This window comes from Sutcliffiella horikoshii (assembly GCF_002157855.1).
GTDB classification, from domain to species: domain Bacteria; phylum Bacillota; class Bacilli; order Bacillales; family Bacillaceae_I; genus Sutcliffiella_A; species Sutcliffiella_A horikoshii_C.
Genome location: NZ_CP020880.1, coordinates 2905033 through 2917509 on the forward strand (window position 1 = coordinate 2905033; position 12477 = coordinate 2917509).

The 12477-nt window shown below is 39.5% G+C and carries 12 protein-coding genes; 4 read left to right on the plus strand and 8 right to left on the minus strand.

The genetic code is table 11. The features are described 5' to 3' along the window. Positions 1 to 77: 77 nt before the first annotated feature. From B4U37_RS15100 to B4U37_RS15130, 6 genes are all read right to left on the minus strand, one after another. Complete coding sequence (locus B4U37_RS15100; protein ID WP_010194547.1) at positions 78 to 2246, minus strand: peptidoglycan D,D-transpeptidase FtsI family protein; 2169 nt, start codon at positions 2244 to 2246, stop codon at positions 78 to 80. Positions 2247 to 2397: 151 nt separating this feature from the next. Beyond that, positions 2398 to 3684, minus strand: a complete 1287-nt coding sequence (locus tag B4U37_RS15105) for an MFS transporter (protein ID WP_088018872.1) — start codon at positions 3682 to 3684, stop codon at positions 2398 to 2400. 290 nt (positions 3685 to 3974) lie between these two features. Further along, positions 3975 to 4583, minus strand: a complete 609-nt coding sequence (locus B4U37_RS15115; RefSeq protein WP_010194545.1) for a superoxide dismutase — start codon at positions 4581 to 4583, stop codon at positions 3975 to 3977. A gap of 141 nt (positions 4584 to 4724) precedes the next feature. Next, positions 4725 to 5684 (minus strand): 6-phosphofructokinase, encoded by a 960-nt coding sequence (gene pfkA / locus B4U37_RS15120; protein ID WP_010194544.1) that lies wholly within the window; start codon positions 5682 to 5684, stop codon positions 4725 to 4727. Positions 5685 to 5762: 78 nt separating this feature from the next. Then, positions 5763 to 6242 carry a DUF456 domain-containing protein gene (locus B4U37_RS15125; RefSeq protein WP_088018874.1) on the minus strand — a complete coding sequence of 160 codons (480 nt, stop codon included), beginning with the start codon at positions 6240 to 6242 and terminating at the stop codon, positions 5763 to 5765. A gap of 74 nt (positions 6243 to 6316) precedes the next feature. Beyond that, complete coding sequence (locus B4U37_RS15130; protein ID WP_088018875.1) at positions 6317 to 7957, minus strand: Na/Pi cotransporter family protein; 1641 nt, start codon at positions 7955 to 7957, stop codon at positions 6317 to 6319. Positions 7958 to 8242: 285 nt separating this feature from the next. On the opposite strand from B4U37_RS15130, the gene B4U37_RS15135 reads away from it, so the two are divergent. The 3 genes from B4U37_RS15135 (at position 8243) to ispG (ending at position 10989) form a co-directional block, all read left to right on the plus strand. Further along, positions 8243 to 8980: a DUF1189 domain-containing protein gene (locus tag B4U37_RS15135; protein WP_245840098.1), complete on the plus strand. Its 738-nt coding sequence runs from the start codon at positions 8243 to 8245 to the stop codon at positions 8978 to 8980. A gap of 104 nt (positions 8981 to 9084) precedes the next feature. Next, the gene (locus B4U37_RS15140; protein ID WP_010194536.1) at positions 9085 to 9435 is read left to right on the plus strand and encodes a hypothetical protein; all 351 of its coding nucleotides are present in this window, start codon (positions 9085 to 9087) and stop codon (positions 9433 to 9435) included. Between the two features lie 447 nt (positions 9436 to 9882). Further along, the gene (ispG, locus tag B4U37_RS15145; protein ID WP_010194535.1) at positions 9883 to 10989 is read left to right on the plus strand and encodes a flavodoxin-dependent (E)-4-hydroxy-3-methylbut-2-enyl-diphosphate synthase; all 1107 of its coding nucleotides are present in this window, start codon (positions 9883 to 9885) and stop codon (positions 10987 to 10989) included. A 58-nt stretch (positions 10990 to 11047) separates the two neighbouring features. Here the strand turns inward: ispG and B4U37_RS15150 are convergent, their stop codons facing one another. Beyond that, on the minus strand, positions 11048 to 11458 hold the full coding sequence (locus tag B4U37_RS15150) for a DUF4190 domain-containing protein (protein WP_088018877.1): 411 nt from the start codon (positions 11456 to 11458) through the stop codon (positions 11048 to 11050). 182 nt (positions 11459 to 11640) lie between these two features. Between B4U37_RS15150 and B4U37_RS15155 the strand changes: the two genes are divergently transcribed. Continuing rightward, on the plus strand, positions 11641 to 12222 hold the full coding sequence (locus tag B4U37_RS15155; protein WP_187442292.1) for a hypothetical protein: 582 nt from the start codon (positions 11641 to 11643) through the stop codon (positions 12220 to 12222). A 39-nt stretch (positions 12223 to 12261) separates the two neighbouring features. Here the strand turns inward: B4U37_RS15155 and B4U37_RS22050 are convergent, their stop codons facing one another. Then, positions 12262 to 12426 carry a hypothetical protein gene (locus B4U37_RS22050; protein WP_010194528.1) on the minus strand — a complete coding sequence of 55 codons (165 nt, stop codon included), beginning with the start codon at positions 12424 to 12426 and terminating at the stop codon, positions 12262 to 12264. Positions 12427 to 12477: the final 51 nt, after the last annotated feature.

Below are 12477 nucleotides of genomic sequence, written 5' to 3' on the forward strand. Positions count from 1 at the left end.
GTATAAGATTGCTATTGCAAAATATAAAAAGTGGCATAAAGACACAAAAAAGCACTCCGCATTGGAGTGCTTTTCTACTATTGTTCTGTATCTTCGTTGTTACTCTCTTCTTCAGCTTCATCTGTTTGTTCTTCTTCTGGTTTTTCTTTAGCTCGTTCTTTCTTTAAGGTGAAGTAAGCATCCATAACCGCATCTCCAATACGGGTGCTTATTCCTCCCGTTACATTAAAGTCTGTAGATGCATAAGGCACCATGATAGCAAATGCAATTTCTGGATCATCATAAGGAGCATAACCTACTAAATTAAAGTTAAGCGTTTCATAGGAGCGCCTTTCTCCATTAGGAAGGTACTCAATATACCTTGACTCTGCTGTCCCTGATTTTCCTGCAGGTTTATATTGCTTCATTTTTGAACTACTCGCAGTTCCTCTTGCTCCATGATAAACCCTAATAAAGCCGTCTTGAACTCGTTTAATATGATTATCTGACATATCTACTCTGTTCAACACTTGGGGTTGGAAGGGCTCCACTAATCGTCCCAAACCTTCTCCATCATTATTAGGTTCTCTTATTTCTCTGACCAATTGTGGCTTCATTCTATAGCCACCGTTGGCAATAGTAGAAACATATTGGGCCAATTGCAAAGTAGTATAAGTATCATACTGTCCAATTGATAAATCCAGAAGTAAACCTGGGATACTGGTATCTGTGCCTTCAACTCCTGAAGATTCCCTAGGAAGGTCTATGCCAGTTTCCACCCCTAATCCAAATTGGGCTAAATATGATCTGAATGTATCATAGGCTGCTGGAGGGATAAATAATGGCTGCCTTGGCTGGTAATTAGCACCAGCAATAGCCATTGCAATCCTAAACATATACACGTTAGAGGACCTTTCAAGAGCTGTTAAATCATTAATGCTCCCCATATTTGTGTAAGAAGCTTTTTTAAGTGCTTCATTTCCACGCCCGATATATACTGGCGCGTCATATAGATAAGAACCTGGTTGGATAACGCCATGCTGGAAACCAGCAAGCACCGAGGCTCCTTTCACAGTTGAACCCGGCTCATATGCTTCTTGGATGGCACCTAACGCATTATCGTAAACCTTCAATTGACCATCTTCTTCATCACGAATTAATTGTTTTCCAGCAAGCGACAGGACTTCTCCTGTTTTTGGGTTCATAACAACCACAAAAGCTCTGTCTAGAAATCTTGCCTTAGCACTTGGAGTCGCTCTTGTTTGAAGCATTTCTTCAATTAATACTTCTTCCACTTTTTGCTGAAATTCCATATCAATCGACAAGATTAAATCCTTTCCACGTTGCCCGTCATAAACTTTTTCCTGATGCAGCAAGTTACCACCAGTGTCCGTGACATTACGAACTCTTGCTTTTTGTCCTTGCAAAACATTTTCATATTGTGATTCAAGTTGCGACGTCCCAATTCGATCATTTCGACTATAACCACGCGCTAGAAATTCATCTACTTTCTCACTCGGTATACCAGACTCTGAGGTTGAAACTTTTCCAAAAACAGAATCAAGAGTAGATCCATACGCATAAGATCGGATAAAATCTGTTGTAATATCAACACCTGGCAAATCTGCAAGCATTTCACTAACCATTGCAAATTCCTTAGCAGTTACATCTTGATTCTTTACAATCTGAGGAGTAAGAGCATAGCCTTTGTTAAACTCACGAAAGATAGCCAATACTTCTTTTTCCTCTTCAGTGATTTCCGCTAATTGTTCTTTCGTAATTCTCTTCAACTGCAAATCGTACAATTCACTTTCTTCTATTTCACCATCAGCTACCTTTTTACGATCTTTATCTGTAATCAATTCGGCAGCTTCTTCAGGACGAGTCAAAATCCAATAGTCTTTCTCATCACGCTCCTGAATTTTATTGGTATCCATCGTAATAATTTCGGCTAGTTTTTTTGCAACCTCTAACTGCTCTTTCGGAGTAGTCGATTGCATACGCGTATATGTAATCGCGTTTAAAGGAGTGTTGTCAACCACCACTTTTTGATTGCGATCATAAATCTTCCCTCTTGGGACTAAAGTATTCACCGTTACATTTTCCGTTCGATCTACCTCTTTGCGGAAATCTTCCCCAAACACGATTTGGACAAATCCTAGTCTTAAAATAAGAGCTGAGAACAGTAAAAAAACCGCAAAAAATAAAAGGTTTAAGCGTGAGGGGACATAATTCTTCTTTTTCTTTTTTTGCTTTTGATTGGTCATACTTTACACCTTTTCATTAATTATTTCGAGAGGCTCATATAAGCAACATGTTTTATAAAAAGTAAGAGACACCTACGTTAGTCTGTATAGGTGTCTGTGTCTTTATCTATTGTATAGGAAATCTCAATAAATTTCTATTATTAAATCCCTTTTAAGGAGTTGATTCTCCTTCGCCATCTCGTAAAGTTGTCACAATTGGATGCGGTTCTTCCTTTGGAGTAGGTACGGCTTCCAATTCTACCTTTCTGATGAATGGATAAATCAAGGCATGTCCTGCACCAATTACGCACATAAGAATCGGGATGCTCTTTTGCGTATCAAAAAAGATAACGGCAATCAGAAACAGGATAATAGAAGAGATACGACCTAAATTCAAGAATATTTCCCTTACAACGATATATTCGATACGCATTTCTGCTGCTTTCCAGCCTCTTCCGATTACATCATATGTTAAAGATACATACGGAACAAGTAACAATGGATAGGCGATTGCAATGGTGACTGCATACATAAGCAGCTTCACATAAGTGAGTTCAAAGATGAGAAAGAATATCGCCCCATACAATATAAGTCCTCCAAGTAGGATCGCTTTCTTCCTGAACTCTTTTTTTATAAGCCTTGTCGCTAGATAGTAACAAACAAATGCCACTGCTGAATTTAGCAAGCCAAATGTTCCAAGGGCCAATTCACTGTTGGTTGTGATAAATACCAATACGGAAATGGCAAAAAGGAACGTACCTTCACGTAACCCTTGGAAAAAGTGTGCATTCGTTATGTATCCCCAGTTTGCATTGTTTTTTCGTTCCTGCAAAATGCGTCGGAGCTCAAAGTTACCTTCCGCCCCTCGCCTTTGTAAAAATAAACTTAAAATCACCGCAGCAAAAAACAAAATTAGGGAAATAGTGAAAATTACGGTATATCCTGTGAACTTTTCTAATGTAGAAATAATGTATCCTGCGGCTATTGGTCCTATCATCCCACCTACTGAAGTCAAAATCCCTAAAAATCCGTTGAAGAAGTCTCTCGTTTCCGGCTCTGTAATTTCAAAGGTCAATACATTGAAAGCAAGCCAGTAAAAGCCATAACCAATTCCAAGTAGCGCTCCAAGTAGCAATAAGTAGGTAGAAGCCTTATCACCAATAAACAAAACAAACAAATAAAAAAGTGCTAAGAATACGACTCCTAAACGTAGCACAATGACTCTGTCAATTTTTTTTGCCCATCTTCCTGCCAGTATGAATGTTAGTGGCTGAAAGACGACTATTGCTAAATTGTAGAAGCCCAGGTCGCTGAATTCTCCTGATTGCTTCCATAGGTATACATTTACGAATGTATTGGATAGGGCGATACTGAGAGAGTAAAGTCCACCGATGATTAAGAGTAGCATCAGGTCTTTGTTAACTTCGACATCGCCGATTAGTTTTTTTAGTGCTGCCATTATTACCCCGCTCCTTTATCTACGTTTATTGTGGCTTAAAGGAGTGGGAGTTATGTACTTTGATTTTTTTGGACATCTGGGTAGGTTCTGGTATACGCCGCTGTTGATTTCCACAAATGGCTTCGCTTTCCTAGGGGCGCTGCTGGAGCCTCCTCGGCTACGCCTGTGGGGTCTCCACCTAGCGCTATCTCCCTCAGGAGTCTTCGCCTTTTGCTCCAATCAACAGCTATAGAACAAATAAAAAATAAAAACCCCCATCCACTTAGGGATGAGAGTTTTTGGTTTGGTAATTATTTTGCTTCGTTGTAAAGTTTTCCTACTACATCCCAGTTGATTACGTTGAAGAATGCGTTGATGTAGTCAGGACGGCGGTTTTGGTAGTTTAGGTAGTAAGCGTGCTCCCAAACGTCAAGTCCTAGAACTGGAGTCTTGCCTTCCATTAATGGAGAGTCTTGGTTTGGTGTGCTTGTGATTTCAAGTTCACCGTTGTTTACTACTAACCATGCCCAACCAGATCCGAAACGAGTAGCTGCAGCTTTAGCGAATTCGTCTTTGAAGTTTTCAAAGCTACCGAATTTGCTAGTTAAAGCGTCTGCCAATTCTCCGTTTGGAGACGTAGCGCCACCTGGAGTCAAGATGTTCCAGAAAAGGCTGTGGTTCGCGTGTCCACCACCGTGGTTGCGTACAGCTGTTTTAATGTTTTCAGGAACTGCGTCCATGTTGGAGATTAACTCCTCTACACTTTTACCTTGAAGTTCTGCTTGTCCTTCAAGTGCAGCGTTAATACCTGTTACGTAAGTATTGTGATGCTTCGTGTGGTGAATGTTCATTGTTTCTTTGTCGATGTGAGGCTCCAATGCGTCGTATGCATAAGGTAATTGTGGTAGTTCGTATGCCATAATTATCTCCTCCTAATTGTTATGTATGAATATTATTGAATCAAAAAAGCATGACCCTTTTGATCCGTTAGTTTCAGATTACCAAAACTTGCACAATCTTTCAATTAATCTGCTCGCCTACATTAAATTATTTATTTTGGACTAGATAGATAACTCTTGCGACAAGCGATACATACTTTCATCAATCTTGTGCGGCATGGAGAATACTTCATCAAAAGAATAATCAACAATCTGATTTTTTTCCATTCCCACTGCCCTGCCTGCTTTTCCATCCATCAATAGTTCAACAGCACGTCCGCCAAGACGACTTGAAAGAACTCGGTCAAATGCAGTTGGTGTTCCGCCTCTTTGGATATGACCAAGAACAGAAACACGAGTTTCTAATTGTGTTTCTCTTTCAATCAGTTTAGCAAAATCCACTCCACTGCTCACGCCTTCTGCAAGGACAATGATGGTATGCTTTTTCCCTCGTTTTTGCCCGCTCTTAATTCGACCTACTACGTCCTCTAGCTTAAACCCTATCTCTGGAATGATAATAGTTTCTGCTCCACCTGCAAGACCTGCCCATAATGCGATGTCTCCTGCATGGCGACCCATAACTTCAATAATGAAAGTACGTTCGTGGGAGGTGGCGGTATCTCTAATTTTATCTATTGCATCAATGACAGTGTGAAGGGCCGTATTAAAACCGATGGTATAATCTGTCCCCGCAATATCGTTGTCAATGGTTCCTGGCAAGCCGATACATGGAAAGCCATGTTCTGTAAGCTTTTGGGCTCCACGGTATGAACCATCTCCCCCAATAACTACAAGCCCTTCTATTCCATGTTTCTTCAACTGCTCAATTCCTTTTTGCTGGCCTTCTAGTGTTTTGAACTCTTCACTTCTAGCCGTATATAAAACAGTTCCACCTCGGTGGATGATATCACCTACAGATCCAAGCTCTAACTTTTTAATATTTCCCGCCATAAGTCCTGCATACCCCTGATAGATGCCATATACATTTAAGTTGTGGTAAATTGCTTTTCTTACTACAGCCCTGACAGCCGCATTCATTCCAGGCGAGTCACCGCCACTTGTTAAGACACCAATCGTTTTCAAATCACCCACTCCTTCTTCGCACATATAATTGCTATAACACAAATGTACTTCTTTTAAACACTTCTAGTATAACCTTGTTTAGATGAAAATAAAGAATACAATAATCATAATCCCCTGGATAATTCCTTTAACCAATGCACTGCTGAATAGGCCGACCACAGATCCAAACCCTGCTTTCATGGAAGCTTTTAACCCATTTCTATTAAATAAAAGTTCCCCGATAACCGCTCCCAAGAATGGCCCTAAAATAATACCTGCTACTGGTATAACAAACGGACCTATCAATAATCCGATCGTACTCCCCCAAATAGATGCGTTACTTCCTCCAAACTTTTTCACACCTAACAGGTTCGCAAAGTAGTCCGCGACAAATAGTAAAATGACAAATAAAACAGTGATGGTCCAGAATAGAAAAGTCAACTCTTCAAAAGAGAAAAATACTCCATAAAGGAGAAAACCTCCAACTAAAAAGAGTACACTTGGAATGATTGGATAGACCAGCCCAACAAAAGCAATGATAAATAATGCAATGATTATAGTCCAATACAGGATTTCCATCCTTAAACCTCCTTCAAACATTTTAAAAAAACCAGACCCGTAAGAGTCTGGTTTTAATTATACGTTATAACCTATTATAAAGTTTCGTGATCTTCTCCTAGAACTGCTTCCGCAATATTTACAGCATGGTCCCCGATACGCTCTAGGTTACTGATAATATCAACAAACACAATTCCAGCTTGACCGGAACATAATCCCTCATTCATACGCAAGATATGTTTCTTACGAAGAGAACGTTCCATTTTATCGATTTTGTCTTCTTTTAATCTTACTTCATTCGCTAAATCTTTATTATTCGTTCTTAAAGCTTCAATAGCTTCTTTGACAGTTGATTGAGTCAGCGTGAACATTTCTTCAAGGTCTGTATCAGCTGCCTCAGTTAACTCCACTTTATTGGCGATTTGATAATCCACTAATTCCACAATGTTTTCGAAGTGGTCACCGATTCTCTCAATATCACGGACTGTATCCATAAGAACAGAATGTTCTTCTGACTCATTATCAGATAGTGAAGCAGAAGAAAGTTTAACAAGGTAATCAGTGATTTTTCTATCAAGGTTATTGATCGCATCCTCGATGGAGTACGCTTGTTCTGAATATTTAGATGTACCCGTTTTTAAATAATTGTGTGTAGAGTCTAGACCCACTATAGAAAACTCACCCATTCTTAACACTTCTTCTTTAGCTTGACCTAAAGCAAGTGATGGGGATTGTTCAATGAAAATAGGATCCAGGTGCTTCGCTTTATATTCGACAATCGCATCATCGCCAGGAATTATTTTTGTAACGATTAATGCAAGTAAGCCGATAAACGGAAATTGAATGATTACATTGGCTATGTTAAAGGAACCATGCGCGAATGCAATTGTCATTTCAGGATTTAAATCTAACGTACTTTGTAAGAACAAAATGAATTTCTCAAAAGGTATTAACAACAGTATAACAATCGCTGTTCCTAGTAGGTTAAATACCACATGGGATAATGCAGCACGTCTTGCGGCAACAGATGCCCCAATTGCAGCCAATACAGCTGTGATAGTTGTTCCGATATTGTCCCCGAAAAGAACCGGCAAGGCAGCATCTAAGCTTATTGCTCCTTGACCATATAATTCCTGTAGTATTCCAATAGTTGCGCTGGAACTTTGTACAATTACTGTGAACACTGTACCAACAACAACACCAAGAATTGGATTATCACTCATAGTTACAGTTAAATCAGTAAATGTTTGAAGTTCACGTAATGGTTTTAACCCATCACCCATCGTTTTAAGTCCGTAGAACAAAGCTCCGAATCCGAATACAATTTGACCAAAGTATTGAATTTTTTGTTTTTTGAAGAAGAAAAGCAATACAGCACCAGCAGCAATAATAGGTAATGCATACTCGTCTATCTTAATACCGATAATAAACGCTGTTACTGTTGTACCAATGTTTGCACCCATAATTACACCAATCGCTTGGCGCAACGTCATGAAACCAGCACTAACAAGACCTACCGTTAGGGCAGTGGTTCCTGAACTCGTTTGAAGTAAGATCGTTACAAGAATACCCGCCAATACACCCATAAACGGATTGGTTGTAAAACGATCCAAGATATCTCTCAGCTTATCGCCAGCTGATTTTTGCAGTCCGTCACCCATGTATTTAATTCCGAAAAGGAAAATACCCAGACCACCAACAAATTCAAATATTAACCTCTGAACATCCAAGTCCAATACATTCAACCCCTTAATCAAAAACAATTTAATATCGACAAAAATCTACAAAACCAAATACAATTATTAACCTAATATGATTCTAATGTAAATAGAATTTATGATAAATTTACATTATCTTTACAAACCGTAACTTGAAATTTACATTAGTAATTGTTAAGGAATTAATTATTGTTCACATACCCAATTTAAGGTAACATAAAATTGGCATATTACATTAAAAAGGACTGATAGGAATTGAATATCTTCTCTCAATTTGTAAAGAGCTTGTATTCCCCGAAAGCAATGGCCTCCTTTCGCTTTCAAGGAATAGGCAAAACCATCCTGTACGTATTTTTTCTCGTCCTTATCACTTCTATTCCCATGTTTATCACTTTTGGAACTAGTGCAGTGAAATTAGTAAATAGTACAGAAGAATTTTTGCAAAACGAAACACCAGACTTTTATATACAGGACGGAGAATTTATTGCTGATGTAGAGGAACCATTTATAGCTGACGAACAAGGCTTTACCATTATATTGGATCCTGAAAGTGAATTATCCTTAGATGAGATAAGCTCCTACGGTGAAGTTGTCGCCATCCAATCTAAGGAGATTATTTTTAAAGGGGCTGGACAGACAGACTTTGTCCCTCTGAGTGATTTCCAAGGAACAGAAGTAACTAAAGAAAACTTGCTTCAGTTCATGGATTCTGTAGGAAGTGCATTCCCTATTATCATTACTGTTTTATTGTTAGTAGGCTATCTGTTTTTTGCTGCTACTAAATTCGTTCAGATCTCTATTTTAGGTTTGTTTGGATTACTCCTTAAAAATGTGTTGAATAGAAATAAATTGCACTATCGCCATACATGGGTTTTGGCTGCTTATGCAGTCACGCTTCCAACGTTTATTTTCACCCTCATGCAGGCAAGTGGTTTGGTTCTTCCTTTTTCATCATTAATAAGCTTTGCAGTGTCTCTTTTTGTTCTCTATCTCATTATTAAAGAAGTTAAAGTTAAGAAACCGACTCCTCCAATTAATTAGTAAATGGCACCGACAGATTGCACATAATTTGTCGGTGTTTTTTGGTTATTTTTTTCGCGGACAAGCATATAGTTAAGTAAGCTTGACTGAGGAGGAAAATATAAATGATCCGATTATTCATTGCAGCTCTCATTCTCGTCACCATATACAGCATCTACTACGATTTATCATCCGGTACCATTCCTGAGCCCGCTACTCCTGTTATTGCACCTGTTTCAACAACAAACCCTGATACGGAAACAGAAAGTTCCGCCATGTCCTCACCTACTAACAACCTTTACATAGAAGTAGAAATAAAGGCCGGCGATACAGTATTGACCGTCGCAGAGAAAATCGCAAACAAACCCATTCCAGTTTCCATCACACAACTTATAGAAGACTTCCAAAACCTAAACGAAGGCATCACCCCAGAAAAAATTCAAATCGGCAAAACCTACAAGTTTCCTGTCTACTAGCAGCCAGGAAACTTTTACTTTAAATATATTGAGCAATAGACACCCCAGTTGATTGTAGTGGAAGGCGCGCAGACCCCCGCGGGAGGAAGGGTCAAGTGAGACGCTGAATCAAAGAAGCCACTGAAAAACTGAAATCACGTGTACTTAATGATTTTTAGCTGTTGATTGGAGCAAAAGGCGCAGATAGCGGTAGCTTGAGACCCCGCAGCGAATGCGAGAAGGCTCAAGCACCGCCCCCTAGGAAAGCGAAGCGCCTGGAACGGAAATCAACAGTTAGTCCCACTCTACTGAGAATCAGGAAACTTTTTCACTTGTCAGATGTGGTTGCGATTGTTAAAATATGTTGGGAGTTAGTGGATAATACTAGCTTTTTCTCTCATTACAAGCTACTCTTATGAAAGAAAGATGTTTTGATCTGTAGATCATTCCTAAAGGAGCGATTCACTCGTGAATGAAATAATACATCGTACAAAAACCCGCCCAGTTAAAGTCGGAGACATAACAATCGGCGGCAGTAACGAACTATTTATCCAAAGTATGACAACCACCAAAACTCATGACGTAGAGGCAACGGTTGCAGAAATAAAGCGATTGGAAGAAGCAGGCTGTCAAGTAGTCCGTGTTGCATGCCCGGATGAGCGTGCAGCAAACGCCATCGCAGACATAAAAAAACAAATCAACATTCCGCTAGTTGTGGACATCCATTTTGATTACAAACTGGCACTTAAAGCCATTGAAGGCGGAGCAGACAAAATCCGTATCAACCCCGGTAACATTGGTCGCCGAGAAAAGGTGGAAGCGGTTGTAAAAGCATGTAAAGAAAAAGGGATTCCCATTCGTATCGGTGTTAATGCAGGTTCCTTGGAAAAGCGTATCATCGAAAAATACGGTTACCCTACAGCAGACGGAATGGTGGAAAGTGCACTTCACCACATCAAAATATTAGAAGACCTTGATTTCCACGATATCATTGTTTCCATGAAGGCTTCAGATGTGAACCTTGCCATTGAAGCATACGAAAAAGCAGCAAAAGCTTTTGACTACCCGCTTCATTTGGGTATCACAGAGTCTGGTACACTTTTTGCAGGAACAGTGAAAAGTGCTGCCGGGTTGGGAGCGATTTTAAGCAAGGGAATCGGTAACACATTACGTATTTCCTTAAGTGCAGATCCTGTGGAGGAAGTAAAGGTTGCTCGTGAATTATTGAAGTCATTTGGCTTATCTTCTAACGCAGCTACACTTATTTCATGTCCTACATGTGGACGTATTGAAATTGACCTGATTAGTATCGCAAATGAAGTAGAGGAATACATTTCTACCATAAAGGCGCCAATTAAAGTAGCCGTACTCGGTTGTGCGGTAAACGGACCTGGTGAAGCACGTGAGGCAGATATCGGGATTGCAGGTGCACGTAACGAAGGGTTACTTTTCCGCAAAGGAGAAATTGTCCGTAAAGTACCTGAAGCTACCATGGTGGAAGAACTGAAAAAAGAAATCGATAAAATTGCAGAAGAATATTTTGCAAAGCAAGAGGAAGAAAAGGCAAAAGCTTGACACCAATTGGTGCCAAGCTTTTTTGCTGCCGTTAAATGGATGAACCATTTAGGTGGTGTTAAAACAATGGTAATACAAAAATCCCAACAACAATGGAAACGACACCGATTCCGATTGCCCATGCTCCTAACCCTGTTGCCCCACGTTTGCGGGCAATAAAGCCGACGATAATACCGGCAGCTCCCATAATGATTGGCAGAAAGAACAACGAAAGGATAGATAAGGCTAACCCTAGAATCCCAAGTCCTCGTCCACTCATTCCCATTACGTCACTGCGCTCTTCTTCAAAAATTGCTTCTCGTTCCCTGCTTCTATCTGATTGTACAACAGGAGGCACTGCAACCTCAGCTGCATGCTCTTCTAAAAAGTCCCGATGTCCCTTCGCTCTAGAAACATGAGGTTCTTCATAAGCCAAGTCTGAATCAAAACGGTCAAGTTTCTCTTCGTTTTTCTCAAATTCACTTGCCATTCGTATCCCTCGCTTTCTTAAGAAGTTAGGAGCATTATTTAGTATGAGCAAAAAAGGCTAAATCATGGATGTCAATCTTTGTTAAGTTTTGTCATCTTTCCATTTTTAAATCAATCAACAAAATAACAGATAAAAGGACAAAATATGATAAAATAAATGTAGCAATAGGACTGGAGGCAATTATGAGAAAAAGATTTGGAATTGATATTGACGGGACGTTAACTTGCCCTTCTACTTTTGTACCCTTCATCAATAATACATTGAAAAAAAATATAACCCTTGAAGATATGAAACAATATGATTTGACCCCTCTTATGGGCTTAGATGAAGCTGGCTTTTGGAAATGGATGGACGAAATGGAGCCGATTATTTATAAAGATGCCCCTCTCGCTACAGGAGCAAAGTCTATTGTGCAACGGTGGAAAAATGATTTTGATCTTTATTTTATCAGCGCCCGCAGAAACCACCTTTTTGAAGTGACAGAGAACTGGTTTTCCAAACAGGAGATAGACTACGATCACCTAGAATTAATCGGTACACACAATAAAATTGCTGCCGTTAAAAAACATAAGATAGAGCTATTTTTTGAAGATAAACATGATAACGCATGTGACATAAGCGAAGAATGTAACATACCAGTCATTTTATTTGATACCCCATACAATAGGGAACCAGTACCTGCAAATGTTCACAGAGTTTCAAATTGGAAAGAAGCAGATCTAAAAGTGCAATCATTGCTTCATACAATCAGCGTTTCCCGATAAACATCATAATAAAGGAGAGTGGATATCCCACTCTCCTTTTTATTTAGATCGAGACATCGCAAGCAGAAGTTGGCTTTCAATCGCCTTCACAAAGTCTTCTGTGCTAATATCTGTTCTTTCTGATCCCATTTCTCGAATCAAAATCATAATGTCAACAAGATCCTCTCTTTTTAAAGAGGAAAGCTGTCTATTCTTCGCTGTCATCTCATACACCCTTATGCATCTTTTAAAACATGTTTCGTGTATAACCGCCCA

Bases quoted from the DNA above. Each gene is read 5' to 3' on its own strand.
- B4U37_RS15135 (WP_245840098.1), top strand. From the start codon at position 8,243: ATGGCCTCCTTTCGCTTTCAAGGAATAGGCAAAACCATCCTGTACGTA.
- B4U37_RS15155 (WP_187442292.1), top strand. From the start codon at position 11,641: ATGAGAAAAAGATTTGGAATTGATATTGACGGGACGTTAACTTGCCCT.
- B4U37_RS15150 (WP_088018877.1), bottom strand. From the start codon at position 11,458: ATGGCAAGTGAATTTGAGAAAAACGAAGAGAAACTTGACCGTTTTGAT.
- B4U37_RS22050 (WP_010194528.1), bottom strand. From the start codon at position 12,426: ATGACAGCGAAGAATAGACAGCTTTCCTCTTTAAAAAGAGAGGATCTT.
- B4U37_RS15105 (WP_088018872.1), bottom strand. From the start codon at position 3,684: ATGGCAGCACTAAAAAAACTAATCGGCGATGTCGAAGTTAACAAAGAC.
- B4U37_RS15115 (WP_010194545.1), bottom strand. From the start codon at position 4,583: ATGGCATACGAACTACCACAATTACCTTATGCATACGACGCATTGGAG.
- B4U37_RS15125 (WP_088018874.1), bottom strand. From the start codon at position 6,242: ATGGAAATCCTGTATTGGACTATAATCATTGCATTATTTATCATTGCT.
- B4U37_RS15140 (WP_010194536.1), top strand. From the start codon at position 9,085: ATGATCCGATTATTCATTGCAGCTCTCATTCTCGTCACCATATACAGC.
- B4U37_RS15100 (WP_010194547.1), bottom strand. From the start codon at position 2,246: ATGACCAATCAAAAGCAAAAAAAGAAAAAGAAGAATTATGTCCCCTCA.